The sequence below is a fragment of the Microbispora sp. CA-102843 genome, assembly GCF_050936215.1.
Lineage (GTDB): Bacteria > Actinomycetota > Actinomycetes > Streptosporangiales > Streptosporangiaceae > Microbispora.
Genome location: NZ_JBNJNF010000001.1, coordinates 8,208,394 through 8,233,744, shown reverse-complemented (window position 1 = coordinate 8,233,744; position 25,351 = coordinate 8,208,394). Strand labels below are relative to the sequence as shown.

23 protein-coding genes are annotated in these 25,351 nt (G+C 73.6%); 15 read left to right on the top strand and 8 right to left on the bottom strand.

Features of this window, described 5'->3' with window-relative positions:
* The 11 genes from ACQEVJ_RS37980 (at position 1) to ACQEVJ_RS37930 (ending at position 10,850) form a co-directional block, all read left to right on the top strand.
* Positions 1-789 (top strand): MinD/ParA family ATP-binding protein, encoded by a 789-nt coding sequence (locus ACQEVJ_RS37980; RefSeq protein WP_433109516.1) that lies wholly within the window; start codon positions 1-3, stop codon positions 787-789.
* Positions 786-2,105: a CpaF family protein gene (locus ACQEVJ_RS37975; protein ID WP_433109515.1), complete on the top strand. Its 1,320-nt coding sequence runs from the start codon at positions 786-788 to the stop codon at positions 2,103-2,105. The genes ACQEVJ_RS37980 and ACQEVJ_RS37975 overlap by 4 nt, the downstream gene beginning before the upstream one ends.
* On the top strand, positions 2,102-3,037 hold the full coding sequence (locus ACQEVJ_RS37970; RefSeq protein WP_433109514.1) for a type II secretion system F family protein: 936 nt from the start codon (positions 2,102-2,104) through the stop codon (positions 3,035-3,037). The genes ACQEVJ_RS37975 and ACQEVJ_RS37970 overlap by 4 nt, the downstream gene beginning before the upstream one ends.
* Entirely contained in the window at positions 3,034-4,056 is a 1,023-nt protein-coding gene (locus ACQEVJ_RS37965; RefSeq protein ID WP_433109512.1) for a type II secretion system protein, read from the top strand. Before ACQEVJ_RS37970 ends, ACQEVJ_RS37965 begins: the two co-directional genes overlap by 4 nt.
* Positions 4,056-4,307, top strand: a complete 252-nt coding sequence (locus ACQEVJ_RS37960; protein WP_433109511.1) for a hypothetical protein — start codon at positions 4,056-4,058, stop codon at positions 4,305-4,307. The genes ACQEVJ_RS37965 and ACQEVJ_RS37960 overlap by 1 nt, the downstream gene beginning before the upstream one ends.
* Positions 4,308-4,318: 11 nt before the next feature.
* Positions 4,319-4,834, top strand: coding sequence for a TadE/TadG family type IV pilus assembly protein (locus tag ACQEVJ_RS37955; RefSeq protein ID WP_433109510.1), 516 nt, complete (start codon positions 4,319-4,321; stop codon positions 4,832-4,834).
* Between the two features lie 20 nt (positions 4,835-4,854).
* Positions 4,855-5,220, top strand: a complete 366-nt coding sequence (locus ACQEVJ_RS37950) for a TadE/TadG family type IV pilus assembly protein (RefSeq protein WP_433109509.1) — start codon at positions 4,855-4,857, stop codon at positions 5,218-5,220.
* 53 nt (positions 5,221-5,273) lie between these two features.
* Positions 5,274-5,675 (top strand): pilus assembly protein TadG-related protein, encoded by a 402-nt coding sequence (locus ACQEVJ_RS37945; protein ID WP_433109508.1) that lies wholly within the window; start codon positions 5,274-5,276, stop codon positions 5,673-5,675.
* A complete protein-coding gene (locus ACQEVJ_RS37940) occupies positions 5,672-9,097 on the top strand; it encodes a hypothetical protein (RefSeq protein WP_433109507.1) in 3,426 nt (1,141 codons plus the stop codon). The genes ACQEVJ_RS37945 and ACQEVJ_RS37940 overlap by 4 nt, the downstream gene beginning before the upstream one ends.
* 128 nt (positions 9,098-9,225) lie before the next feature.
* Positions 9,226-9,891 (top strand): hypothetical protein, encoded by a 666-nt coding sequence (locus ACQEVJ_RS37935; RefSeq protein WP_433109506.1) that lies wholly within the window; start codon positions 9,226-9,228, stop codon positions 9,889-9,891.
* Complete coding sequence (locus ACQEVJ_RS37930; RefSeq protein ID WP_433109505.1) at positions 9,888-10,850, top strand: hypothetical protein; 963 nt, start codon at positions 9,888-9,890, stop codon at positions 10,848-10,850. The genes ACQEVJ_RS37935 and ACQEVJ_RS37930 overlap by 4 nt, the downstream gene beginning before the upstream one ends.
* A gap of 36 nt (positions 10,851-10,886) precedes the next feature.
* Here ACQEVJ_RS37930 and ACQEVJ_RS37925 read toward each other — a convergent pair whose 3' ends face one another.
* The 5 genes from ACQEVJ_RS37925 to ACQEVJ_RS37905 form a co-directional block, all read right to left on the bottom strand.
* Positions 10,887-11,381: a methylated-DNA--[protein]-cysteine S-methyltransferase gene (locus ACQEVJ_RS37925; RefSeq protein WP_433109504.1), complete on the bottom strand. Its 495-nt coding sequence runs from the start codon at positions 11,379-11,381 to the stop codon at positions 10,887-10,889.
* Entirely contained in the window at positions 11,378-12,901 is a 1,524-nt protein-coding gene (locus ACQEVJ_RS37920) for a DNA-3-methyladenine glycosylase 2 family protein (protein ID WP_433109503.1), read from the bottom strand. The genes ACQEVJ_RS37925 and ACQEVJ_RS37920 overlap by 4 nt, the downstream gene beginning before the upstream one ends.
* Before the next feature lie 156 nt (positions 12,902-13,057).
* The gene (locus ACQEVJ_RS37915) at positions 13,058-13,942 is read right to left on the bottom strand and encodes an NYN domain-containing protein (RefSeq protein WP_433109502.1); all 885 of its coding nucleotides are present in this window, start codon (positions 13,940-13,942) and stop codon (positions 13,058-13,060) included.
* Positions 13,943-14,141: 199 nt separating this feature from the next.
* Positions 14,142-14,366: an acyl-CoA carboxylase epsilon subunit gene (locus ACQEVJ_RS37910; RefSeq protein ID WP_433109500.1), complete on the bottom strand. Its 225-nt coding sequence runs from the start codon at positions 14,364-14,366 to the stop codon at positions 14,142-14,144.
* On the bottom strand, positions 14,363-15,952 hold the full coding sequence (locus tag ACQEVJ_RS37905; protein WP_433109499.1) for an acyl-CoA carboxylase subunit beta: 1,590 nt from the start codon (positions 15,950-15,952) through the stop codon (positions 14,363-14,365). The genes ACQEVJ_RS37910 and ACQEVJ_RS37905 overlap by 4 nt, the downstream gene beginning before the upstream one ends.
* 224 nt (positions 15,953-16,176) lie before the next feature.
* Here ACQEVJ_RS37905 and ACQEVJ_RS37900 point away from each other — a divergent pair, with 224 nt between their 5' ends.
* The 4 genes from ACQEVJ_RS37900 to ACQEVJ_RS37885 all read left to right on the top strand — a co-directional run bounded on the left by ACQEVJ_RS37900 (position 16,177) and on the right by ACQEVJ_RS37885 (position 21,969).
* Entirely contained in the window at positions 16,177-16,944 is a 768-nt protein-coding gene (locus ACQEVJ_RS37900; protein ID WP_433109498.1) for an ABC transporter ATP-binding protein, read from the top strand.
* Positions 16,945-16,946: 2 nt separating this feature from the next.
* A complete protein-coding gene (locus ACQEVJ_RS37895; protein ID WP_433113189.1) occupies positions 16,947-18,524 on the top strand; it encodes a hypothetical protein in 1,578 nt (525 codons plus the stop codon).
* Positions 18,525-18,780: 256 nt separating this feature from the next.
* Positions 18,781-19,254 carry a hypothetical protein gene (locus tag ACQEVJ_RS37890; protein WP_433109497.1) on the top strand — a complete coding sequence of 158 codons (474 nt, stop codon included), beginning with the start codon at positions 18,781-18,783 and terminating at the stop codon, positions 19,252-19,254.
* A gap of 78 nt (positions 19,255-19,332) precedes the next feature.
* Entirely contained in the window at positions 19,333-21,969 is a 2,637-nt protein-coding gene (locus ACQEVJ_RS37885) for a phosphoenolpyruvate carboxylase (protein WP_433109496.1), read from the top strand.
* Positions 21,970-22,029: 60 nt separating this feature from the next.
* Here the strand turns inward: ACQEVJ_RS37885 and fdhD are convergent, their stop codons facing one another.
* From fdhD to ACQEVJ_RS37870, 3 genes are all read right to left on the bottom strand, one after another.
* On the bottom strand, positions 22,030-22,917 hold the full coding sequence (gene fdhD / locus ACQEVJ_RS37880) for a formate dehydrogenase accessory sulfurtransferase FdhD (protein ID WP_433109495.1): 888 nt from the start codon (positions 22,915-22,917) through the stop codon (positions 22,030-22,032).
* 62 nt (positions 22,918-22,979) lie between these two features.
* On the bottom strand, positions 22,980-24,080 hold the full coding sequence (locus ACQEVJ_RS37875) for a glycosyltransferase family 9 protein (protein WP_433109494.1): 1,101 nt from the start codon (positions 24,078-24,080) through the stop codon (positions 22,980-22,982).
* Positions 24,073-25,284, bottom strand: coding sequence for a glycosyltransferase family 4 protein (locus ACQEVJ_RS37870; RefSeq protein ID WP_433109493.1), 1,212 nt, complete (start codon positions 25,282-25,284; stop codon positions 24,073-24,075). The genes ACQEVJ_RS37875 and ACQEVJ_RS37870 overlap by 8 nt, the downstream gene beginning before the upstream one ends.
* Positions 25,285-25,351: the final 67 nt, after the last annotated feature.

Here is a 25,351-nt window from a genome sequence, read left to right as displayed (position 1 = left end):
GTGGCGCTGATCGTGCTCGCCGCCGACAAGGGGGCGCCCGGCGTGACCACCGCGGCGACCGCCCTCGGCGCCGTGTGGCCCCGCCCGGTGCTGCTGGCCGAATGCGATCCCTCCGGCGGCGACCTCGCCTACCGGCTGCCGGGCGACGACGGGAGCGTGCTGAACCCCGGGCGCGGCCTGCTCAGCCTCGGCGCGGTCGCGCGGCGCGGGCTCCACGCGGACCTGATCTACGAGCACACGCAGAGACTCGTCGGCGGCCTCGACGTGCTGGCCGGCCTGACCAACGGCGAGCAGGCGGCCGGCCTCACCTGGCTGTGGGGTCCCCTCGGCCGGGCGTTCGCCGCCCTGCCGCAGGCCGACGTGCTCGCCGACTGCGGCCGGCTCGGGCTGCACCCCCAGACCGGCGACCTGGTGGCCGAGGCCGACCAGGTCGTGCTGTTCACCCGGGCCAGCCTCGACCACGTCGCCCACCTGCGTGAACGCCTGTCGCTGATCGGGCGGAAGGTCGGGGTCGTGGTGATCGCCGACCCCCGGTCGTACCGGTCGTCGCTCGAGGAGATCCGGCGCATCGTCTCCGGCTGGGACGTCGCCTTCGTCGGCGGTCTCGCGTACGACCCGAAGGGCGCCGAACTGCTGCGCGGCCAGTGGGGCGGGCGGCTCGACCGCAGCCTCCTGATCCGTACGGCCAGGGAGCTGGCCACGCGCCTGGCCGCACAGCTGGCCGCGGGCGGCGAGACGGCGGCGTCGCCCGCCGTCGCGTCGAAGAGGAAGCCGGAGGTGCGGTCGTGAACTCCCAGCGGCGGCCGATCGACCACGGGCTGGTGAAGCGGTTCCGGCAGGAGGTCGGCGACCGGCTGGCGCATCAGCGGCGGCTCGACCAGGCGAGCGGCGTGCCGCCGATGTCGGGGGAGGACGAGCGGCAGTTCGCCCGGGCGCTGATCGCGCAGGTGCTGGAGGAGCACGCGCGCAACGAGATCGGCGTCGGCCGCACCCCGCCCACGGCCGAGGAGGAGGAGGCGCTCGCGGCGGGCATCCACGCCGCGCTGTTCGGCGTCGGCCGCCTCCAGCCGCTGCTCGACGACCCCGAGGTCGAGAACATCGACATCAACGGCTGCGACCGGGTCTTCGTCGGCTACTCGGACGGCCAGGAGCTCTTGCAGGACCCCGTCGCGGAGACCGACGAGGAGCTCATCGAGCTGATCCAGATCCTGGCGGCGTACTCGGGCCTGTCGTCGCGGCCGTTCGACACCGCCAACCCGCAACTCGACCTGCGCCTGCCGGACGGCTCCCGGCTGTCGGCCGTCATGGACGTCACCGTGCGGCCGGCGCTGTCGATCCGCCGCGCCCGCCTCGGCAAGGTGTTCCTCAGCGACCTCGTCGGGAACGGCACGCTCACCCCCGAGCTGGGCCGCTTCCTCACCGCCGCCGTGGCCGCGCGGAAGAACATCATGATCGCGGGGTCGACGAACGCGGGGAAGACCACGCTGCTGCGGGCGCTGGCCAACGAGATCCCGCCGCACGAGCGGTTGATCACGGTGGAGCGGGCGCTGGAGCTGGGGCTGGACCAGTTCCCCGAGCTGCACCCGAACGCGGTGGCCTTCGAGCACCGCCTGCCCAACTCCGAGGGGCAGGGCGAGATCACGATGGCCGAGCTGGTGCGGCGGTCGCTGCGCATGAACCCCTCGCGCGTCATCGTCGGCGAGGTGCTGGGCGACGAGATCGTCACGATGCTCAACGCGATGACCCAGGGCAACGACGGGTCGCTGTCGACGATCCACGCCAACTCCAGCATGGAGGTGTTCAACCGCATCGCGACGTACGCGCTGCAGGCCGTGGAGCGGCTGCCGATCGAGGCCACCCACATGCTCATCGCCGGGGCCATCGACTTCGTGGTGTTCATCGAGAAGCGCAACGACTACCACCGGGGAGGCACCCTGCGGCGCTACGTGTCCAGCGTGCGGGAGGTCACGGGCTGCGACGGGCGCGTGCTGTCCTCGGAGGTGTTCGCCCTCGCGGGCGACTACCTGGTGCCGCACGCCCCGATCTCCTGCGCCGACGAGCTGGCCGCCCACGGGTACGACCCGTCGCGGGGAGCGTGGCGATGAGCGGCCTGCTGCCGGCGCTGCCTCCCGGCGTCCTCGACCCCCTGGTGCTGCTGGCCGGGGCGACGGCGGGCGGCGGGCTCTTCCTGCTCGCCCTGGCCCTGTACGGCCTGCGCCCCCGCCCGGCCACGCCGGACGGCCGGGCCGAGCGGATGCGGCTGCTGCGCACCCTGTCCACGAGGTCGGCGATCGCGGCGGTGACGGGTGTCGTGGTGCTGGTGGTGACCGGTTGGCCGGTCATCGCGGCGGGAGCCGTACTGCTGGTCCTGGCCTGGCGGGGCTTCACCGGCGGCGCGGCGGAGGAGCGGGCCGCCATGCGGCGCCTCGAGGGCCTGGCGGCGTGGACGGAGTCGCTGCGCGACACGATCGCCGGCGCGGCCGGCCTCGAACAGGCCATCCCCTCCTCGATCCGGGCCGCGGCCCCCACGCTGCAACCGCACCTGCGGGCCCTGGTCGACCGGCTGCACACGCGGATGCCGCTCGCCGACGCGCTGCGGATGTTCGCCGACGAGCTGGACGACACCTCGGCCGACCTCGTCGTGGCGGCGCTGATCCTCAACTCGCGGCTGCGCGGGCCGGGCCTGCGCGACGTGCTGTCGGCCCTGGCGGTCTCGGCGCGCGAGGAGCTGGACATGCGCCGGCGCGTGGAGGCCGAGCGCAGGTCCACCCGCAAGAGTGTGCAGATCGTGGTCGGCACCGCCCTCGCCTTCGCCGCCGCGCTGGTCGTCTTCAACCGCTCGTACGTCGAGGAGTACAACTCCGTGCTCGGCCAGGCCGTGCTCGTCGTGGTGGCCGGCCTGTTCGGCGCGGGGTTCGCCTGGATGCGGCGGCTCGCCCGCTTCGACAAGCCGGCCAGGATCCTGGCCCCCTACCACCGCCCGCGGTCCGGGGCGGTGGCGCAGGCGCAGACGCCGGCGGCGGAGGTGATCCGGTGATCGCGACGGTGCTCTGCGGAGCCGTGCTCGGCCTCGGGCTCTTCCTGCTGCTGCGGGCGCTGTTCCCGCCCCGGCCCGGCCTGACCGCCCGGCTCGCCGCGCTCGACCAGGCCCGCGACGGCAAGGGCGTGCCACGGGCGTCGCTGATCGCGCCCGAGGAGGACGTCAGCGAGTTCCGCCGCATGCTCGGCCTGCGGCTGGCCCGGTTCTACGCGGCGCGGGGGTGGGAGGCGCGGTCGATCAAGGCCGACCTCGCGCTGCTCGGCAAGTCGTTCGAGGGGTTCCTCGCGACCAAGCTGCTGCTCGGGGTCTCTGGCCTGCTGGCGTTCCCGCTCCTCGTCGGCTGGCTCGCGCTGATGGGATGGGGCGTCTCGGTGCAGGTGCCGCTCTGGTCGGCCCTCGTCGTCTGCGTGATCTTCTTCCTGCTGCCCGACGCGCAGATCCGGCGGGACGCCGCCGTACGGCGCCGGGACTTCCGGCACGCCGTGGGCGCCTTCCTCGACCTCGTGTCGATGAACCTCGCGGGCGGCAGAGGCGTGCCCGAGGCGCTGATGATGGCGGTCGCCGTGGGCAGTCCCGTCACCGCGCCAGGGGCGCTGAACGGCACGGTGAACGGCGCTGCGAACGGCGCCGCCTCCGCCGTCACCACCGGGGCCGCGAACGGCGCGGGGCCCGCCCCCGGCTCCAACTGGGCGATGGAGCGCATCCGCGAGGCCCTGGCCAACGCCCGGATCGTCGGCATCACCCCCTGGCAGGCCCTCGGCCAGCTCGGCGACGAGATCAACGTGGACGAGTTGCGGGACCTGTCCGCCGCGCTCGGACTCGTGGCCGACGACGGAGCCAAGGTCCGCGCCTCCCTCACGGCCCGCGCCGCCACCCTTCGCCGCCGCGAACTCGCGGAGGTCGAGGGCAAGGCGGGCGAGCGGTCCCAGTCGATGCTCGTCGCCCAGCTCCTGCTGTGCGCGGGCTTCGTGATCTTCCTCAGTTTTCCCGCAGCCATGAAGATGTTGGGGGCCTGATGCTCTGGTTCCACTATCTGATCGCCGTGCTCCACGTACGGCTGGACCGCGCCAGGAACGCCCCGTCCAGGGGAGCCTCGGCGGTCGAATGGGTGATCATCACCGCCATCATCGCCGGAGTCGCGCTCGGCCTGGCCACGCTGATCAAGCAGTTGGTCGAGCAGAAGCAGTCCGACATCCAGAACAGCTTCAGCGGCGGGGGCACCGGCGGGGGCACCGGCGGGGGCACCGGCGGGAACGCCGGGGAGTGACCGTGCAGGGCGTGACCGTCCCACATGCCGCGACCGTCCCACGTGCCGCGACCGCCGCGCACCGTGTGCGGGGCGGGCGAATCGAGCGCGGCGAGCGGGGTCGGCGGATCCGGCGACGTGGGCGGGGCGAGCGCGGTGCCACGGTGATCGAGCTCGCCATGCTCATGCCGATCGTGCTCGCCGTCGTGCTGCTGATCGTCCAGGTCACGCTCTGGTTCCACGGCCGCCAGGTCGCCGACGCCGCCGCACGGGAGGGCGCGCGGATCGCCCGTGCGGGCGGCTCCGACGGCTGGCAGGAGGCGGCCGAGGGCAAGGCGCGGCAGATCGTGCAGGCGATCGGACCGCAGTTGCTGAAGAACGCCCAGGCGCAGGCGTGGGAGCAGGGCGACCAGCGCGGCGTGGAGGTCACCGGCAGCGCCGTCCAGGTGGTGCCGCTGCTGCCCGCGATGACCTTCACGATCACGTCACGCTTCGGCGGGCCCATCGAGTGCTTCCGTCCCGACGACGGCTCGGACGGCTGCGAATGACTCGGTCAGAGCGCGGGTCGATGACGGCCGAGACGGTCATGCTGGCCCCGCTGTTCCTGCTGTTCCTGCTCTTCCTCGTCGGCGCGGGCCGGATCGTGGAGGCCCAGGGAGAGGTCAACGGGGCCGCGCGGGACGCCGCCCGGGCCGCCTCCGTGCAGCGCACAGAGGCGGAGGCCGAGTCGGCCGCGAAGGAGGCCGCCGAAGCCTCGCTCTCCGGCGACTGCTCGCCGCAGGTGGACATGTCCGGCAGCGATTGGAAGATGGACGGCTTCGTCAGGATGACCGTGACCTGCGAGCTGAACCTCGACTTCCTCGGGTTCGGCGCCGCCAAGCAGATGTCGGGCACCTCGGTCGTGCCGCTCGAACGGTATCGGAGGGTGGAGTGACCCCGCGTGCGGCGCACTCCGCCGCACGAGGGCGGTCGGGGGAGCGGGGCTCCATGTCGGTGTTCGTGGTCCTCTTCTCGGGGGTGGTGTTCCTGCTGGCCGGGCTGCTGGTGGACGGCGGGGCCGCCATGAACGCCCGCCTCAAGGCCGCCGACATCGCCGAGCAGGCCGCGCGCGCCGCCGCCGACCAGATCGACGTCGAGACCCTGCGGGCCACCGGCCAGGTGCGGCTGCTCGCCGACGAGAGCGCGGTGTGCGGCGAGGCCGAGAAGATCACGGCGAACCAGGGGGCTGACGGCGTACGCATGACCAAGTGCACCGTGGGCGGCGGTCAGGCGGACGTCACGGTGGCGGTGTCGGTCCACTGGGACGCCTTCTTCCTGTCCGCGCTCGGCTTCGCCGGCTCCGACATGGAGGCCGAGGCCACGGCCGCTCCTGATCCGGGGGAGGCGTGACAGGGACACGGCCGCCGGGCGGACGGCGGGAGGAGTTCCACCGCGAGGACCGGCGGGGGCCCGGGCGGGGGGTCGCGCGCGGGGTTCCGGGAGGTGGCGTCCCCGGCCGGGATCCGCGCGCCGATCGCGAGGTCGCGGGAGGCGGCACGCCCGGGCGGGGTCCGCGACCGCGCGCCGAGGGCATGCCGTCCGTGCTGGGGCCGCAACGGGCGCCCGAGCACTGGCACGACGACCGGCCCGTACGGCTGCGGACCCGGCGTACGGCCGGGGACTTCCTCGCCGGCCTCGGGGCGCTGGTCGCGCTGGTGGGCCTGGTGGGCGGCGTGCCGTACGCGTTGCTCCGGCTGGCCGGCCCGCCCGTCAGCGGCGACCTGCTGAACGCGGACCTGTTCACCAGCCGCGTCGGCCCCGAGACGATCACCGCGATCCTGATCCTCCTGGTGTGGCTGGCCTGGCTGCAGCTGTTCCTGTGCGTGGTCGTCGAGGTCTACGCGGGGTTGCGGCGGGTCGGCATGCCGGCCCGGGTGCCGCTGTCGGGCGGCACCCAGGCGCTCGCGAACCGCCTGGTCTCCGCCGTGCTGTTGCTGTTCACCGCGACCGCCGTGGCGGTGCCCATCGCCCGCGCGGGCGCCCCGGCTCCGATCCGGCCGCAGGTCGCGGCGCTGTCGGCGCCGGTGCCGCAGGCCGAGGCGGAGCGACCGGCCCTGCACGCCAGGGAGGTCAAGAAGGTCTACGTGGTCCAGCCTCCGCACGGGCGCCACCACGAGAGCCTGTGGGAGATCGCGGAGAAGTGCTTGGGGGACGGGCGCCGCTATCCGGAGATCTACCGGCTCAACCAGCACAAGGAGCAGCCCGACGGCAGCTGGCTGCACATGGCCGACCTCATCCGTCCCGGCTGGGTGCTCGACATGCCGGACGACGCCAGGAACGTCCACGTCGTGCCGGTGGACGAGGACCGGCCGGAGATCCTGAAGGAGCACCGCCAGGCGCCCGCCGAACTCGACGGCGACACCCGGTACGCCGGGGGAGGGGCGACCGGCGGCGACGTCCATGCCGACCACCGCATGACGGAGGACCGGCGCGCTACGCCGGACCTGCGCCCCACCGCCGGTTCGCACACCGGAGGCACGAACGAGGGGGACACCACCCGGCCCGACAGTGGCGACCGCCAGGGGCCGGGCGACGGCGCCCGGCCGGGTGAAGCCGGACGGACCGGCGACGCGGGCCATGAGCGGGGCAGGGTGACGCCCGAGCCGGGCAAGCCGGGGATCGTGCTGCCGCCGCCCGCGATGCCGCAGGACACCCCGTCGGAGCCGAAGGGCCGGACCGGCGACGCGAAGGACACCTCGTCGGAGGTGAACGGCCGGACCGGCGAGTCGAAGGACACGCCCGCCACCGCCCGCGCGACGCCCACCTCGCGTCCGATCATCACGACCACCGTCCGGCCCGCCGCCGGGCCCACGGAAGCGGGCCATCCGACCGCAGGTGAGGAGACCGGGGAGCGGCAGGGCGGGCCGGTCCTCGCCGACTACCTGGCGGCCTCGACCCTGGCGGCGGCCGGGCTGCTGGCCCTGCTCGGCCGCAGGCGGCGGGAGCAGCTGTGGCGCCGGGCCTTCGGATGGCGCATCGCCCGGCCGCGCGGAGACGCCGCCGAGGCCGAGGTCGCCATCCGCCTCGGCGCCGACGCCCCCGGCAGCCGCATGCTCGACATCGGCCTGCGCCTGCTCGGCCGCCTGCTGGCCGACGCCGGGCTGCGCCCTCCGACGATCTACGCCGTCCACCTGTCCAACCGGGGCCTCGACCTGTGGATCCACCCGGCGGAACAGGACGCGCCGGAGCCGTGGGAGTCCTGCGACGACGGGCAGGTGTGGCGCCTTCCGGCCCACGAGGGACGCCGCATCGACGAGCACGTGCTGGCCGGGGTGCCCGCGCCCTATCCCGGGCTGGTCTCGCTCGGCACCGGGCAGGGCGGCCGGGTCCTGGTCGACCTGGAGGCCGCCCACGGCGTGATCGCGATCACCGGGGCGCACACCGTCGCCGCGCTGTCGGCGCTCGCCGTCGAACTGGCGACCAACCGGTGGTCCGACCAGATGCGGATCACGCTCGTCGGCTTCGGCGAGGAGCTGACCCTGCTCGCGCCCGAGCGGATCAGGACGGCGGGCAGCCTGGCCGAGGTGCTGCCGGAGTTCGAGGAGCGTGCCCGCTACGACGGCGACGTGCTGACCGGCCGGGTCCACAGCCGCGTGGCCGACCCCGCCTACACCCCGCACTACCTCCTGTCGGCCATCCGTCCCGACGAGGACGAGGCGCGCCGGCTGGCGCTGCTCGGCAAGGGCACGCGTACGGCGAGCGGCTTCGTGATCGCGGGTGAGGTGCCGCACGCCACCTGGACGTGGGAGGTCACCGACGACGGCCGGGCCCGCGTGGACGCCCTGGGTCTGGACATCGAGGCCCACCTGCTGCCGCGCCGGCACTACGACGCCGTGATCAACCTGTTCCGCACGGCCCGGCAGCAGGAGGGCGAGCCGCTCACTCCCGTGGTGGAGCGGCTGAGCGAGGAGCCGCCCTCCATCGAGGTGCGCGTCCTCGGCCCGATCGAGATCAGCCCGGTGAACCCGCTCGAAGAGGGCCGGGCGGGCCTCGCCCACGAACTCGTCGTCTACCTGGCCACCCATCCGGACGGAGTCCATCCGGCCGTGCTGGCCGGCGTGCTGTGGCCGCGCGGCGTGCAGCTCGCGGTGCGCGACGCCACGATCGCCAGGGTCGCCGAATGGCTCGGGCGCGACTCCGAGGGACGCCCCCACCTGTTCGTCGACCGGTCTGGGCGCGTGCGGCTCGGGCCGGAGATCCGTACGGACTGGCGGTTGTTCCAGGACCTCGTACGGCAGGCCGGCGAGTGGGCCGACGCCGCCGAACCAGGCGCCGTGAAAGCCGGTGACGGCAAGCCCGGAGGCATGGAGGCCGACCTGCTGGAGCGCGCGCTGAACCTGGTGCGCGGCCCGCTGCTGAACGGCAGGCCGCCCGACCGGTACGCCTGGCTGGCGGCCGACCCTCTGGAGTACGACGTGACGGCCTGGGTGGCGGACGCCGCCCACGCGCTGTGCGAGATACGGCTGGCCCGCCACGACCCGCACGGCGCGGTGGCCGCGGCCCGGGCCGGGCTGCTGCTCGCGGCCGACGACGAGGGGCTGTGGCGCGACCTGCTCCGGGCGGCGCACGCCACCGGGGAGCCCGTCCGGCTGCGGGCGGTCGTCGACGGCCTGCTGCGCCGCGCCACCTCCCACCCGTACGGCGGCGGGATGGCGCCGGAGACGGAGGCGCTCATCGACGAGTTGCTGCCCGACTGGCGCCGGACCGTCTCCCCCGACCTCAGAAACCCGTTGGACCTCAAGACGGACCTCAGAACCTCACGTCTCGCCTGATCGGAGCCCCAATGCCAGGGACGTCCCCCTCCGAATCATGCCGATCCGCGCATAGCGCTGGCTCATCCCCGACGGCCGTTTCTAGGGTGACAGCAGCGGGGGATCGCGTACTGCGGAGGACCCCGGTGATGCGTCCAGGACTCGCCACGGCGGCGGTGTCGCTCGCCTCGGCCTGCACGCTGCTCCTCTCGGCGTGCGCCGCGCCTGACGCGGACCGCGGCTTCACGCCGGGCGGCGGCGTGAAGCCGGCCGCGGCGGCGGACTCCGGGTCGCCGGGCCGGCAGCCGGGTGCCGAGACGGTCACGGCGGCGCCCGGACTGACGATCGAGATCGAGTGGCCGGACGAGCCGGATCCGAAGCGGTCGGCCGTGATCAAGGCGTTCGCCGAGGACTTCACGGCACAGTGGCGGGCCGTCGGCACCTCCGGCGGGGACCGCTCGTACGCGAAGGGGATCGATGCCGAGTCGTCCGCCTACATGGACGCCGTCACCTGGGTGCAGGGGTTCCTCAAGGACGAACAGTCGGCCCGGGGCGTGGCCAGGCTCTATGCCCTGCGGGTGCCCGCGGTGACGGGACGCGGGGCGGAGGCCGACGGCTGCGTCGACCTGACCGGCGTGCGGCTGACCGACCAGGAGGGCACCCCGCTGGCCCGTCAGCCCGCCTGGCTCAAACGCCCGCGGGCGGTCTTCCTGCAGACCGCCGGCCTGGGGCACGGCGACGACGGCGTCTGGCGGATCCGGCTCTACCGCCACGCGGACTATCCGGACGAGCGCGCGAAGGAGTGCCTGCGATGAGGGCCATTGCTGTGACTTCCCTGCTGGCGGGGGCCCTGCTCGCGGTGTGCGCGCCACCCGCCGCCGCCGACCCGGACGTCGGGGCGCACGGCGAGGCGTTCCAGAAGGGCAACACGGCCGGCGTCAAGCTGACCAACTCCAGGATCGGCCTGTCCGGCAACGGGCTCGGCGGCAAGAGCGACGGCTATCGGATCCCCCAGCCCTGCTGGTACGAGCCGAACGCGTCGGCCGACGACATGCGCAACCTCCAGGCGCAGCAGAAGAAGCAGGCGGTGGAGGCGGGGATGGACTACGACGTCGATCTCGGCAAGTTCGGCAGCAAGGTCGGCGAGAAGGGCCAGTGGTGGGGCGTCGCCTACGACGCCGGCAACCCGGCAGGACAGGCGTGCGCCGCCGAGCGGGAGCCACTCGTCTGGGTGCCCGAGGGGACCACCCCCGCCGGAGGCATCACGCTGGAGCAGCTCATGCAGATCGCCCGGGCCGCGCTGACCGTGCCGGAGCCGAAGATCAAACTGAGCCCGGACGCCAAGAGCTACGTCAACCTGGGCACCTGGGTGTGGCTGGACGGAGCCGAGGCGGCGCCCCGGTCCGTCACCGCCACGCTGCCGGGGGTCATGTCCGCGACCGTCACGGCGACGCCGGACCATCTCGAGATCAAGTCCGGCACCAGCGACGACCGCGCCGAGGTGTACGACAAGGGATGCGGCGCAACCGGCAAGCCGTACGTGAAGGGAGCCGACAAGGACGGAGACGACAAGCCCGAATGCGGCGTCGTCTACCTGCACTCCTCGATCGACCAGCCGAACAAGGTCTACACGCTCACCGTGACGAGCGTCTGGAACGTCGTCGGCAACGGCAACCAGGGCGGCCAGGCCGTTCCGTTCGCGTACGACCCCATCCAGGTCGCGGCGGCCAGGGACGTGCCCGTCGGCGAGGTCCAGAGCATCGTCAAGGATTGACCCGTCCGCTCCCGGACCTCGGCCCCGACAGGCAGGTCAGGCGTGGGACTCGTGGGCGACCAGCCACTCCTTGACCGGCGTGCCGTAGTAGTAGCTGCCGTAACCGCCGGTCGAGGGCAGCACGCGGTGGCACGGCACGAACGGCGCGATCAGGTTCTGCGCGCAGGCCGACCCGGCGGCCCGCGCGGCCGTCCTGGGCAGCCCCGCCTTCTCCGCGAGCTGCGCGTACGACACGGTGGCCCCGGCGGGCACGGCGCGCAGCGCCTCGTACAGGCGCTGCCTCGTGGGGGTGCCGGGCTGCTCGACCGGGATCCGGTCGAGCGCGTCGACCTTCCCGTCGAGGTACTCCCGCACGGCCTCGGCCGCGTCGCCGAGATCGCCCTCCCGCAGGGGAAGCGCCCGCAGGGACGGCGAGAGCCGGGCGAACATCTCGCGCGGATCGGCGGTGAAACCGGCCGCGACGAGCACGCCGTCGCGGGCGAGCAGAGCGAGGGGGCCGACCGGGGTGGGCACGGTCTGCGTGATGATCATCTGTCGCGTCCTTGTGGTGTGGTGTCTGAATTGTCGGAGGCGTGGCTCCACAGGTGGAGCGCGGCGTACGCCCGCCAGGGCCGCCACCGCTCGGCCTCGCCCGCGGCGATGCCGAGCCGTTCCATCGTCCTGCGCAGCACGAGGTCGCCCTCGGGCCACGCGTCCGGGTCGCGCAGCGCGCGCAGCGCGATGTAGCCGGCCGTCCACGGGCCGATGCCGGGGATCTCCAGCAGCCTGGCGGTGGTGTCGGCGGGGTCGCCCGCGCCGTCGAGGTCGATCGCTCCGGAGGTCACCGCCTCGGCCAGCGCCCTGATCGTGGCGACCCTGCGGGTGGTGAGCCCGAGGCCGTCCAGGTCGGCCGCGGCGAGCCGGTCGGCCGTGGGGAACAGCAACGGCACCTGGCCGGTCGCGGCCGCGTCGGGGTCGCCGTTCCCGTCGGAAGAGCGGTCGGGGACGGCGGGCAGGCCGGCCCTGGCGGCGATGCGGCCGAGCAGGGTGCGGGCCCCGGCCACCGAGATCTGCTGCCCGACGACCGCCCGGACCGCCAGTTCGAACCCGTCGTACGCTCCCGGCACGCGCAGCCCGGGACGGGCCGCGACCAGCGGCGCGAGCGACGTCGAGCCGAGGATCTCCCGCACCGCCCCGGGGTCGGCGTCGAGGTCGAGCAGGCGGCGGCAGCGTGCCACCAGCCGGGAGAGCCGGTCCGTCTCGGTGGTACGCACCGTGAGCCGGACGTGGCCGGCGGCGGGCCGCAGCGTGATCGAGCCGCCCGGGACGGCCCGCGTGTAGGCCGTCACGTCGTCCTCCGACCGGCAGACCGCCTCCACCGAGGGGATCGCCCGGGCGGCGAGGAAGCGCAGCACCGACTGCGCGTCGTACGGCTCCCGGTGGCCGAGCCGCAGGGTCAGCCCGGTCGTGAGGGCGACAGGACCCCCCTTCTCGTGCATCGGCCCGTTGGTTCTGCGCAGTTCTCCCGGCGCGAAGCCGTACGACTCCTTCATGGCCGCGTTGAACTGGCGTACGCTGCCGAACCCGGCGGCGAACGCGACGTCGGTGATCGGCAGGGTGGTCTCGGTGAGCAGTTGCTTGGCGAGCAGCAGCCGCCGGGTGCGGGCGACGGCGAGCGGCCCGGTGCCGAGTTCGGTGGCGAAGAGGCGGTGCAGGTGCCGCTCGGTCACGTGCAGGCGGCGGGCCAGCCCGGCGACGCCGGACTCGTCGGCCACCCCGTCGTCGATCAGTCGCAGCGCACGTCCGACCAGGTCGGCGCGCACGTCCCAGCCGGGGTCGCCGGGGCTGAGCTCCGGACGGCAGCGTCGGCAGGGCCGGAATCCGGCCGCCTCGGCCGCGGCGGCGTGCCGATAGAAGCGGACGTTGCCCCGGGCGGGGGTGCGGGCAGGGCAGATCGGGCGGCAGTAGATGCCGGTGGTGGTGACAGCCGTGTAGAAACGCCCGTCGAAGCGGGAATCCCGCGCGGAGACGGCGAGGTAGCACGCGTCGAAGTCGAGCTGTCGTGTGGTCACGTACACGACGTTATGCGCTGGCCATCGATGTGGGCTGGCGGAAATCGGACGCGGCCGTCAGGGTGCCCCGACAAGGCGGAGGGGTCTCGCGCGAGACCGGGCAGTGCGCCTGGAACGCTCCCGCGCGAGCTCGGACGCTGGATCAGAACGCCGACGTCACTTGCTTGAGATGCCGACCCCGAGGTCGAACTCGCGGTAGACCCGGGCCCAGAAGCCGTCGCGCAGCCACACACGCGCCTCCGGGTAGGGCCGAAGAGAGTGGCCGAGCTCCTTCTCGGCCTCGATGAGCAGTTCGGTGTCGATGACCGTGGGCAGCAGCGGACCCGGCAGCAGGTCGCGGATGTTGTCGCGGCCGCGGGTCAGTATCCACTTCTGCGCCACGTGCTCGCCGACCTCCTCCACGTGGGGTCGGCCCGGGCCCAGCTTGGCGGCCTGTCCGACGGGCGCCTTCGGCGGCATCGGCTTGACCGTACGGCCCGCGAAGACCTGGGCGGGCGACGGCGTGGGCGGCACGGGCACGGGCACCGGGGCGCGGGTGAAGAACGGACGCAGGAAGTCGGCGCTGATGATCTCGACGGTGTCCGACTCCCAGACGAGCCGCTCGGCCTGGTTGGTCCCGAACGGCGGCTCGACCCCCCACAGGTGGATACGCACGCCGTAGGCCTGCGCGGCCTCCACGGCGGGCACCATGTCCTCGTCGCCGGCGATCAGCACGGTGTCGCTCACGGCGTGGTGGCGGGCGAGGGCCTCGAGGTCGCTGCGGATCTGCGCGTCCACGCCCTTCTGCTGGCCACGGGCGTTCAGGTTGCCCAGCCTGACCTTGACCCAGGGCAGCTGGGCGATCACACGCTGGTCCACCGTGGGCACGCGGTCGCGGGCGGCGTCGTACCAGTAGACGCGCAGCAGCTCACCCGGGATGCGTTCGAGCGCGTGCTTCTGGAGCGACTGGATCAGCTCGTCCGCGGCGACGCGGTACTCCTTACGCTCCTTGGCGCCTAAGAGAACTTCGCCGGCGGCCGCATAAAGGTAACCGACATCCACGAGAACGGCATACTTTGCGGCAATGCCATGTGCGCTGAAGTCCGGGATGGCCATGGTGTCCTCCTGGACTCGTCACTAGTTGATCGGCTGACTATATTCCCCCGCTTTCTAGATAGTCCCAACTCTTGAGCCAGTTGACACCCGGTTCCGGCGATGTAATCGGTCCGTAGTCGTCGTGGATGGCGTCGTAAGACGCCCGTCAGCTGCCGGGGAAGAAGGCCCCGCGCCAGGCTCCCGGGCCGTGCGGGAGTCCCGGGCGCAGCCGACGCGCCGGAATCCTCCAGTTGCCCGGGCTCGTTTCCGGGGTCGCCGGCCGGGCGCCCCGCGTCGCCGCCCGTGCCGCCAGGGCGGCGACGAGGGCGGCGGTCTCCTCGGGGGTGGCGTCCCCCCGGACGATGCTGAGGTACGGCTCGCGGCTGGTCACAGCGGAATGTTCCCGTGCTTCTTCGGGGGCAGCGTGGCCCGCTTGTTGCGGAGGGCGCGCAGCGCGCGGACGATCTGGACCCGGGTGTCCGAGGGCCGGATGACGGCGTCCACGTAGCCGCGCTCGGCCGCGAGGTAGGGGTTGGCCAGCGTGTCCTCGTACTCGCTGATGAAACGGGCCCTTGAGGCGTCCGGGTCGTCGGCGGCGGCCAGTTCGCGCCGGTAGAGGATGTTGACCGCGCCCTGGGCGCCCATCACGGCGATCTGGGCGGTGGGCCAGGCCAGGTTGACGTCCGCGCCGAGGTGCTTGGACCCCATGACGTCGTACGCCCCGCCGTACGCCTTGCGCGTTATGACGGTGACCAGCGGCACGGTCGCCTCGGCGTAGGCGTAGAGCAGCTTGGCGCCGCGCCGGATGATGCCGTTCCACTCCTGGTCGGTGCCCGGGAGGAAGCCCGGCACGTCGACGAAGGTCAGCACCGGGATGTTGAAGGCGTCGCAGGTGCGCACGAACCGCGCGGCCTTCTCGGAGGCGGCGATGTCGAGCGTCCCGGCGAAGCTCATCGGCTGGTTGGCGACGACGCCCACCGAACGCCCCTCGACCCGGCCGAAGCCGACGACGATGTTCGGCGCGAATCCCGCGTGGACCTCCAGGAACTCGCCGTCGTCGAGGACGTGCTCGATGACCGTGTGCATGTCGTACGGCTGGTTGGCCGAGTCGGGGATCAGCGTGTCGAGCTCGCGGTCCTCGTCGGTCGTCTCCAGGTCCGCCTCGATGTCGAAGGCGGGCGGATCGTCCATGTTGTTGGACGGAAGGTACGACAGCAGCGCCTTGGCGAAGTCGAGGCAGTCCTGCTCGTCGGACGCCTCGTAGTGGGCGACGCCGGAGCGCGAGTTGTGCGTGTGCGCGCCGCCCAGCTCCTCGAACGTCACCTCCTCGCCGGTCACGGTCTTGATGACGTCCGGCCCGGTGATGAACATGTGCGACTTCTCCTGCACCATCAGGACGAAGTCGGTCAGCGCGGGGGAGTACACGGCGCCGCCGGCGCACGGGCCCATGATCAGCGAGATCTGCGGGACCACGCCCGAGGCGTGCACGTTGCGCTTGAAGATCTCGGCGTAGAGGCCGAGGGAGACCACGCCCTCCTGGATGCGCGCACCGCCCGAGTCGTTGATGCCGATCACCGGGCAGCCGGTCTTCAGCGCGTGGTCCATCACCTTGACGATCTTCTCGCCGAAGACCTCGCCGAGGGAGCCGCCGAAGACCGTGAAGTCCTGCGCGAACACCGCGACCGGCCGGCCGTCCACCGTGCCGTACCCGGTCACGACGCCGTCGCCGTACGGGCGCTCGCGGTCGAGGCCGAAGGCGGTCGCCCGGTGCCTGGCCAGCTCGTCGAACTCCACGAAGGAGCCCTCGTCGAGGAAGGCCGCCAGCCGCTCGCGGGCCGTCATCTTGCCCTTGGCGTGCTGTTTCTCCACCGCTCGCTGGGAGCCGGCGTGGGCCGCCTCGCTCCGGCGGCGCTCCAGGTCGGCGAGCTTGCCGGCGGTGGTGTGGATGTCGATCTCGGGGGCGTGTTCGGCGCTCATCGCCCGCTCACCGTTCCTCGTATGCTGAGCGGCCCTCGGGTCCCGAACGCCGCTCCGGGTCGCGTCGAATCCATGGCCGACAGGTTAACCAGACCGGCGCCATGTGGGCGCGCCGGGTCGCGCTCACCGGGATCGCGGTTGCCCGGGCGGGAACTGTTAGCAGGAACGCGGCCACTGTGCCGTTCGTTCGGCTTTACGACGGCTTTATAGCAAGTGGGGGCTACATGGCGGACGCCGTACGCACGCAGGGGTTGTACAAGCGCTTCGGGCAGCAGGTGGCGGTCGGCGGTGTCGACCTGGTCGTGCCGAGAGGCAGCTTCGCCGGCCTGGTCGGCCCCAACGGCGCGGGCAAGACGACGACGCTGAGCATGGTCACCGGGCTGCTGCGCCCGGACGGCGGGCGGATCGAGATCGACGGCCGCGACGTGTGGGCCGACCCCGTCGGCGTCAAGGCGCACATCGGCGTGCTGCCCGAGGGCCTGCGGCTGTTCGAACGGCTGTCCGGCCGCGAACTGCTGACGTACGGCGGCCAATTGCGCGGCATCCCCCTGGACGAGGTCGGCAGGCGCGCCGACGAGCTGCTCAAGGTCATGGATCTGGCCGAGGCGCAGGACAAGCTGGTGGTCGACTACTCCACCGGCATGCGCAAGAAGATCGGCCTCGCGGCGGCGCTGCTGCACAACCCGCGCGTGCTGTTCCTCGACGAGCCGTTCGAGGGCGTCGATCCCGTCTCGGCCAACACGCTGGTCGAGGTGCTGCGCAGATACACCGCCTCGGGCTCCACCGTCGTCTTCTCCAGCCATGTGATGGACCTGGTCGAGCGGCTGTGCGACTGGGTGTCGGTGATGAACCGGGGGCTCGTCGTCGCGCAGGGCCCGCTCGACGACGTACGGCGGGGCCGCACGCTCAACGAGGCGTTCCTCGACCTCGTCGGCGTGCGGGGCAACGGGGACGAGGGGCTGTCGTGGCTCGGCTCCGGGAGCGCCCCGTGAGGATGACATGGCTGTTCGTCCGGCTGAAGCTCAGCCTGGTGCGCGGGGGCCTGCGCGGCGAGGTCGGCAAGCAGGTCGGCTTCGCCTTCTCGCTGGGCGCCGCCCTCCTCGTCGCCGTCGCGGGGTTCGGACTGCTGTCCCTCATCCGGCTCGCGCCGTCCGACGTCGCCCTCGACCTCGTGTCGGCGGCGTTCGCGATGTTCGCCGTCGGGTGGATCGTCGTGCCGCTGATGGCGTTCGGCCTGGACGAGACGCTCGACCCGGCCCGGCTGGCCCTGTTCCCGCTGACCACCCGGCAGCTCGCGACCGGCATGCTGGCCGCGTCGGCGGCCGGGCCGTGGCCGATCGCCTCGCTGGCCGCGCTGTTCGGCGGCGTGGTCGCGCTCGCCCACGGGCCGGGCGGGGTGCTCCTCGGGGTGCCCGCCGTGGTCCTCCAGTTCGCCTTCTGCCTCACGGCCTCCCGCCTGGTGACCACCGCGCTGTCCGGCGTGCTGCGCACCCGCAGGGGACGCGACCTGCTCGCGGTCGCCGCCGTCTTCGGCGTGCTGCTCTTCCAGTTGCCCAACCTGCTGCTCAACAGGCTTTCGGACGGGAGGCTGTCGGACGACCCCGCGTGGATCCTGGCGTCGGTGGGGGACGTCCTGCGGTGGACGCCGCCGGGGCTGGCCGCGCACGCGATCGCCGACGGCGGGCTCATCGGCGTCGCCGAGCTGATCGTCGTCGCGATGGCCGTCGTCGTGCTGGGGTGGCTGTGGATCGCCGCGCTGCGGCACGCGCTGGTGCGGCCCGACTCCTCCAGCCAGGGCGGCGGCTCCGTCCGGCGGTCCGGACGGGTCCCGTTCGGCCGCTTCCTGCCGGGCGGCATGCTCGGCGCCGTCGTCGCCAAGGAGCTGAAGTACGCCGCGAGGGAGCCGCGGGGCCGGGTGAACTGGATCGTCGCGCTCTTCGTGAGCGTGGTCGTCATGTTCTCCCTGCGGGGACCGGACGGCTGGGCCGGGCCGCCGTTCGTGGTCGGGCCCGCCTGCCTGGCGGCCGTCGTGATCGGGCTGCAGGCGGCCAACTCGTTCGGCATCGACGGCAGGTCGCTGTGGATGAACGCGGTGGTGTTCTCCACCCCGCGCGACCTGCGTACCGACCTGGCCGGCCGGCACCTGGCCATGACGGTCATCGGGGTGCCGCTGCTGACCCTGGTGTCGGTGATCGCCGCCCTGATGGCGGGCGACGCCGTCTGGGCCCTCGCCGCGGCGCCGGTGGCGTGGGGCGTGCTCGGCGTCGCCATGGGCGTCGGCTCGCTCACCAGCGTGACCGTGCCGTACACCTACCCCGACCGCCTGAACGCCTTCAGCGGCGCCGCCCCGGGGCAGGGCGGGCAGGCGTTCATCGCCTCCTTCGCCGCGATGCTCGCCACCGGCGCGCTCGCGCTGCCGGTCGTGCTTCCGGTCCTGCTCGGCCTGACCTGGGTCGCCGTGCTCGCCGTGCCGTACGGCGTGGCGGTCGCCTGGGTGGGCCGGCGGCTCGCCGCGGGCATCGGCTTCGCCCGCCTCCCCGAACTCCTCACCGCCGTCTCCCGCCCCACCTGACCGGTTGTTCGCCGCATCAAAGATCTGATCGCCGCCAGGAACGGGCGCATGCTCGAATGCCGCCCGTTCTCCTGGGACCCCGAATCTCCTGGGACCCCGAATCTCCTGGGACGCCGAAGCCGTCGCCGACGCCTGCCGGCCGCGCGACGCCGATAAGCCACGCGCGCGATAACGGAGTGGTCGCGAAGTTCTTGCGGTATTGCAGGGGATACGGCCCGCCTCTATAACCGTTTGGACCGTTCTAGGGGGAGAAATAATGCGCGAAAACCGGCAGCTGGGCCGTGCGATTTGGGCGCCGCTGGTAGCGGCGGCGCTGAGCGGCCTGGTCATCGGGGTGTTGGCCCGCCTCCTGATGCGGGGGATCAAGCTGGCCATCGGCGGGTCGGCCGGCCTGTCCCTCGCGGGCACGCTCGGCATCCTCATCGTCTTCGTCGTGCTGGCCCTGCCGGCCGCGGTGACCGCGACCGCGCGTCCGGCGATCATGAACGCCGGCCGCTGGGCGACCGCCGCGCTCACGGGGCTGGCGGTCGCGAGGACGGGGCTCGGCGACGCGCAGACCGTCGTCCTGGCCGACGACGGCCAGTTGCTGCCGATCGCCGTGCTGATCGTCGTGTTCGGCGCGATCGTGGTCGCGCACGGCAGGCTCGCCCAGCACCTCACCCGCCGTCTCAGGGCGCTCCCGGAAGCCCCGGCCGAGGCGCTCCGCACCCCGGACGCGCGACTGGTATGACGTGCGATTTCCAGTGGTCTAGTCCAATTGGTGAGACCGCCCTCGGGCTGCCGAGCGCGATTCGCTAGCCTTCCAAACATGGCCGCCATCGCTCCTGCCGAACGACACAACGCCGTAGCGGAGATGCCGGACGAACTCCGCGCTGACGTGCGCCTATTGGGTGGACTACTGGGTCAGGTGATCGCCGAGCACGGCGGCCCCGACCTCCTCGCCGACGTGGAACGGCTCCGCAAGGCGGTGATCGCGGCCCGGCGTCAGGAGACGACGGCCGACGAGGTCGCCGCCCTGGTGGCCGAGTGGCCCGTGGACCGCGCCGTGCAGATCGCCCGGGCCTTCACCTGCTACTTCCATCTCGCCAACCTCGCCGAAGAGCACTACCGCATCCGCACCCTGCGGCAGCGCGACAAGGACGACGTGCCGCTGCGCGAGTCCCTCGCGGAGGCCGTGCAGCGGCTGCGCGGGGACGACCGGCTCCAGGACCTGATCGACGGGCTGGAGTTCCGGCCCGTGCTGACCGCCCACCCCACGGAGGCGCGGCGGCGCGCGATCGTCACCGCCATCCAGCGGGTCAGCGCCCAGCTCGACGCCTACAACACCCCCGGACGGGGCGCCGCCGAGCGGGAGGAGGCCCACCGGCGGCTGCTCGAGGAGATCGACATCCTGTGGCGGTCCGCCCAGCTCCGCCACACCAAGCTCGACCCGCTGGACGAGGTCCGTACGGCGATGGCGGCGTTCGACGAGACGCTGTTCCGGACGGTGCCGCTGATCTACCGCTCGCTCGACGCGGCGCTCGGGTCCGGCACCGGGACACGGGAGCCGCTGGCCAAGGCGTACATCCGCTACGGCAGCTGGATCGGTGGCGACCGCGACGGCAACCCCAACGTCACCGCCAAGGTGACCAGGGAGGCCATCCAGATCCAGGCCGAGCACGTGCTGATCGCGCTGGAGAACGCCGCCACCCGGATCGGCAGGTCGCTGACCCTGGCCGGCGTCTTCACGCCGCCGTCCGCCGCGCTGCGCGCGGCGCTCGCGCAGGCCGAGGACGACCACCCCGACCTGGTGTCGGAGATGGCCACCCGCTCGCCGCAGGAGCCGCACCGCCAGTGGCTGATGTTCGTGGCGGCCAGGATCGCCGCGACCCGCCGCCGCGACCTCGACCTCGCCTACCGCGCGCCCGCCGAGCTGCTGGCCGACCTGCGGCTCACGCAGGACTCCCTGCGCGGCGCCGGCGCCGTACGGCAGGCGTACGGCGAGCTGCAGCACCTGATCTGGCAGGTCGAGACGTTCGGCTTCCACCTGGCGGAGCTGGAGGTGCGCCAGCATTCCGCGGTGCACGCGGCGGCGCTGAAGGAGATCGCCTCCGGCACGCCGTCGGAGCGCACCGAGGAGGTCCTGGCCACGATCCGGGTGATCAGCTGGATCCAGGAGCGCTTCGGCGTGACCGCCTGCTCCCGCTACGTCGTCTCGTTCACCCGCTCGTCCGACGACATCGCGGCGGTGTACGAGCTGGCCAGGCATGCCCTGGGCGACCGCGCGCCGGTGCTCGACGTGGTCCCCCTGTTCGAGTCGGGCGAGGACCTCGACAACTCCTCCGCCGTGCTGGAGGGCATGGTCAACCTGGAGCCCGTGCGCCGGCGGCTCGCCGAGAACGGGCGGCGCATGGAGGTCATGCTCGGCTACTCCGACTCGGCCAAGGAACTCGGCCCGGCGGCGGCCACCCTGCGCCTGTACGACGCGCAGGCGGCGCTGACCGCCTGGGCCGCGGCCAACGACGTCAGGCTGACGCTCTTCCACGGCCGCGGCGGCGCGCTCGGCCGGGGCGGCGGCCCGGCCAACCGCGCCGTGCTCGCCCAGGCCCCCGGCTCGGTCGCCGGGCGGTTCAAGGTCACCGAGCAGGGCGAGGTCATCTTCGCCCGCTACGGCCACTCTGCGATCGCCAAGCGGCACATCGAGCAGGTCACCAACGCCGTGCTGCTCGCGTCCACCTCGGCGGTGGAGTCGAGCACGGCCGCCGCGGCGGCGAAGTTCCGCGGCCTGGCCGACACCGTGGCCGCCGCCTCCGAGCGTGCCTACCGGGCGCTGACCGAGGCCTCGGGCTTCCCCGAGTGGTTCGCGCTGGTCAGCCCGCTCGAGGAGATCGGCTCGCTGCGGCTCGGCTCCCGGCCCGCGCGGCGCGGCCTCGGCGCGCCCCGCTCGCTGGACGACCTGCGGGCCATCCCGTGGGTGTTCGCATGGGCACAGACGCGGGTCAACCTGCCCGGCTGGTACGGCCTGGGCAGCGGCCTGGCCGCCGTGGTCACCGACGGCGGCATGGCCGAACTGCGCTCGGCCTACCAGGAGTGGCCGCTGTTCGCCGCGATGCTGGACAACGCGGAGATGTCGCTGGCCAAGACCGACCGCTCCATCGCGTCCCGCTACCTGGCCCTGGGGGGCCGGAGCGACTTCGCCGAGCAGGTCCTGGAGGAGTACGACCTGACGAGGCGGCTGGTGCTGGAGGTGACCGGCCACGCCCGCCTGCTGGAGAACCGGCGGGTGCTGTCGCGCGCCGTGCAGCTCCGCGACCCCTACGTGGACGCGCTCAGCCACCTCCAGTTGCGGGCGCTGTCGGCGCTGCGGGCCACGGGAGACCTGTCGGAGGAGGAGCGCGAGCGCCTGTCCACGCTGCTGCTGCTCAGCGTGAACGGCGTCGCGGCCGGCCTGCAGAACACCGGCTGACGACGGCGCGTGAACCGGCCGGGCGCTCGGGCTCCGAGCGCCCGACCGGTCTCGCCAGGATCAGGGCGTCTCGGCCGCCTGCTCGACGTCGATCCGCTCGGTGCAGGCGTAGATGTTGAAGCGCTCCTCGCGCAGGAACCCCACGAGCGTGACGCCGAACTCGCGCGCCAGGTCGACGGCGAGCGAGGAGGGCGCGGACACGGCGCACACGATCTGGATCCCGGCGCTCGCGGCCTTCTGCATGATCTCGTAGCCGACCCGGCCGCTGACCAGCAGGACGTGCCGGTCGAGGGGGGCCTGGCCGCCGAGCAGCGCCCAGCCGACCAGCTTGTCCACGGCGTTGTGCCGCCCCACGTCCTCCCGCACCGCCACCGGCGTGCCGTCGGGCGTGAACAGCCCGGCGGCGTGCAGCCCGCCCGTCCTGCCGAACACCCCCTGAGCCTCCCGCAGCCGGTCCGGCAGGCCGTACAGGGTCGTGGCGGACACGCCGACCGGCGGGCGCACGGCCGGCACGGCGCAGCGGTCGCGCAGGGCGTCGAGGCTCGCGGTGCCGCAGACGCCGCACGCGCTCGACGTCAGGAAGTTCCGCGCCTGGGCGCCGAGGTCGGGCAGCCGGGAGGCGGTGAGCCGCACGGTCACGGTGTTGTAGCGCGCCTCGGGGTCCAGGTCCTCGTCCGTGCAGTAGCCGATGGCGGCGATGTCGCCGGGGCCGACGATCCCCTCACCGTGCAGGAACCCCGCCGCGAGCTCGAAGTCCGCGCCCGGCGTCCGCATGGTGATCGCCACCGTACGGCTCTCGCCCCCGGCAAGGAGCCGGATCTCCAGCGGCTCCTCCGTGGCGAGGTCGTCGCGCCGGTCGTGTACGGCCGATCCGGATACTCTCCGGACGCGTGACCGCGTGACGGGCCCCAAGCGGGCAGCGGGCCGTGCCGCGCCGTCCCGTTCCATCAGCTTCCTCCTTGGCGGCATGGCTGCCGTTCTTTCCTGTACGCAGCCTGCCACGCCGCGGGTCAGCCGTCGTCCGCCGGGTGGTGCGCGGGGAGATCGGAGCAAAGGCGCGTCACGGCGCGCGCGACGGACGCCACGGAGATGTCGGCCATGCAGGCGGGGCCCTCCGGGGACAGCGGGCAGCCGGCCGTCCACCAGCACGGCTGTTCGGTGATGGCCGTGGGCCTGCGGTGCGGGCAGCCCGGCAGTCCCTGCAGGTCGGCGGAGCCCACTCCATCCCGGGAGCCGAGGCCGTACCTGCCGGCCCAGGTGGGCCCGAACAGTCCGACGGCGGCCGCTCCGGCCGCGGCGGCCACTCGCAGCGGCCCGGTGTCGCCGCCCACGACCACGCCGCCGCGACGCCCCACTGCGGCGAAGCACGCGGCGAGCCCGCGCAGGCCACGGTGCGGCAGCACGGCCACGTCCGGGCCGAAAACCGCGTCCTTCGCGTGGGCCGCGTCCGCGGGGCCCCGCTCGCGCGGCGCGCCGGGCGTGAGCAGGGGATGACCGCGCCGGGCCAGCAGCGCGGCGAGTTCGCGCCAGCGCCCGGCGGGCCACCGCTTCACGTCCATGCCCGCGTCCGTGATCAGCACGACCGGGGGCCGAGCCGTGCCTGCCGGGGTGGCGGCCGGGAGGCGGCGCGCGAGCGTGCTCTCGCCGTACGCGATCTCGGCGGCCGTCAGGCGCACGGCCGGACGGACGAGGGCGTCCTCGGGCCGCAGCAGGCCCTCGGCGAGCAGGATGCGCAGGTAGCGCTCGCCGACCGGTTCGTCAGGGGGCGGGCGGCGCCACAGGTCGGTGACGCACCGGGCGCCCGAGGCGGCGAGAAGATCCGGAATGCCGTCGTAGCGGGTGGTGGTGATCGCGAGATCCGGACGCCGGGCGGCCAGCGCCTCGGCCACCGCCTCCCGCTCCGCGCCCCCGCCGCCGTGGCGGGGGGTGAGCACCCGCGTGACGGCGGGGTCGCCGCGCAGGAGGGCGGCGCCGGGCTCGTGGGTGAGCACGCGCAGCGACCCGCCGGGGTTGCGGCGGGCCAGGCCGTGCACGACGGGCAGGAGCATGACCAGGTCGCCGATCCCGCCGAGCAGGTCGACGACCAGGATCTCCCGGTACGGCTCACGCATCCGGGCGGCTGAGCGGGCGGCGCCGGCCGGCCAGGGTCTCGTACAGCGCGCGGTGGGCGGCGGCGACCCGGGACCAGGAGTGGCGGGCGGCGAGGCGCCGGGCCGTTCCGCCCATGCGCCGCCGCGCCTCGGGGCCGTCGAGCAGCGGCGCGACGGCCTCCACGATGGCGGCGGCGTCGCGGCGGGTCCTGATCACGGCGACGGCCTCCCCGAGCGGGAGGGCAGGGTCGGGCTCGTCCGGCACGGTGACCGCGGTCGGCAGCCCGTGCGCCAGCATCGTGAGCAGCGCGCCGCTCTTGGTCGTCACCCCGGCGGTGAAGGGCAGGACGCCCGCGTCCGCCGCGTGGAGCAACTCCGACACCCGGGCGGCGGGCAGGTGCCCGGTGAACGTCACCGCGTCCGCGACGCCGCGCCGCGCGGCCAGCGCCTCCAGTTCCGCATGGAAGGCCCGGGCCTCGGCCTCCGGCAGCGCCTGGGAGGTGAAGCCGCCCACGACCAGCAGGCGCAGGCGGGGGCGGGCCGCGCGTAGCGCGGGCAGGGCCTCGACGAGCTGCCGCACGCCCTTCACGGGGTGCACGAACCCGAAGAAGGCGAGCAGCGGGTCGTCCCGCCCCATGCCGAGCCGGTCCCGCACCCGCACGCGCGCCTGCCGCCCGCCGCCGTGATCCACGATGTTCGGCGCCAGCGGCACCTCCACGGCGGCCGTTCCGACACGCCGCCTGACCTGCAGGGCGTGGGAGGCGTTCGTCACGACCACGAGGGCGCTGGCGGGCACCAGCCGTCCGGTCTCCCGGTCCCACAGGCGGGCGCGTTCCAGGGGCCGCCAGACGGGGCCGGGAACCCATCCGGGGGCCGCCCACCAGCCGTACTCGTGCAGGGTGGTCACCAGCGGCGCGCCGGGCGGCAGCAGGGGCGGCAGCAGTCCTGGCAGCCCGGAGAACCGGTAGGCCGAAGGGGCGAACTGCACGTGGACCACGTCCGGGCATAGCCGCCGCACCCGCCGGGCGGCGTCGAGCGTGGCCGGCAGCCAGTGCCAGGGGGAGCGGGCCCCCGGCGACCCCACGGGCACCCCCACCGCCTCGACTCCGGCGTCGCCGAGCGCGCCGACGAGCCGTTCGACGTAGTCGCCGACGCCGTCGTGGTCGGCGGGCCCGGGACCGTGGACCATCGCCACGCGGATCCGGCCACCCTCCGTCACGGTCACGCCTCCCTCCTCGGCGTCGCTGCCGGGGAGGTGCCCGGGGGACTTACCGGGCAAACTATGCATTTGT

Excerpts from the sequence above, each read along its gene's own strand:
- ACQEVJ_RS37925 (WP_433109504.1), bottom strand. The coding sequence starts at position 11,381 with ATGATCATCACGCAGACCGTGCCCACCCCGGTCGGCCCCCTCGCTCTG.
- ACQEVJ_RS37885 (WP_433109496.1), top strand. The coding sequence starts at position 19,333 with ATGGCCGCCATCGCTCCTGCCGAACGACACAACGCCGTAGCGGAGATG.
- ACQEVJ_RS37950 (WP_433109509.1), top strand. The coding sequence starts at position 4,855 with ATGACGGCCGAGACGGTCATGCTGGCCCCGCTGTTCCTGCTGTTCCTG.
- ACQEVJ_RS37945 (WP_433109508.1), top strand. The coding sequence starts at position 5,274 with ATGTCGGTGTTCGTGGTCCTCTTCTCGGGGGTGGTGTTCCTGCTGGCC.
- ACQEVJ_RS37900 (WP_433109498.1), top strand. The coding sequence starts at position 16,177 with ATGGCGGACGCCGTACGCACGCAGGGGTTGTACAAGCGCTTCGGGCAG.
- ACQEVJ_RS37935 (WP_433109506.1), top strand. The coding sequence starts at position 9,226 with ATGCGTCCAGGACTCGCCACGGCGGCGGTGTCGCTCGCCTCGGCCTGC.
- ACQEVJ_RS37960 (WP_433109511.1), top strand. The coding sequence starts at position 4,056 with ATGCTCTGGTTCCACTATCTGATCGCCGTGCTCCACGTACGGCTGGAC.
- ACQEVJ_RS37930 (WP_433109505.1), top strand. The coding sequence starts at position 9,888 with ATGAGGGCCATTGCTGTGACTTCCCTGCTGGCGGGGGCCCTGCTCGCG.
- ACQEVJ_RS37890 (WP_433109497.1), top strand. The coding sequence starts at position 18,781 with ATGCGCGAAAACCGGCAGCTGGGCCGTGCGATTTGGGCGCCGCTGGTA.
- fdhD (WP_433109495.1), bottom strand. The coding sequence starts at position 22,917 with ATGGAACGGGACGGCGCGGCACGGCCCGCTGCCCGCTTGGGGCCCGTC.
- ACQEVJ_RS37895 (WP_433113189.1), top strand. The coding sequence starts at position 16,947 with ATGACATGGCTGTTCGTCCGGCTGAAGCTCAGCCTGGTGCGCGGGGGC.
- ACQEVJ_RS37905 (WP_433109499.1), bottom strand. The coding sequence starts at position 15,952 with ATGAGCGCCGAACACGCCCCCGAGATCGACATCCACACCACCGCCGGC.
- ACQEVJ_RS37970 (WP_433109514.1), top strand. The coding sequence starts at position 2,102 with ATGAGCGGCCTGCTGCCGGCGCTGCCTCCCGGCGTCCTCGACCCCCTG.
- ACQEVJ_RS37875 (WP_433109494.1), bottom strand. The coding sequence starts at position 24,080 with ATGCGTGAGCCGTACCGGGAGATCCTGGTCGTCGACCTGCTCGGCGGG.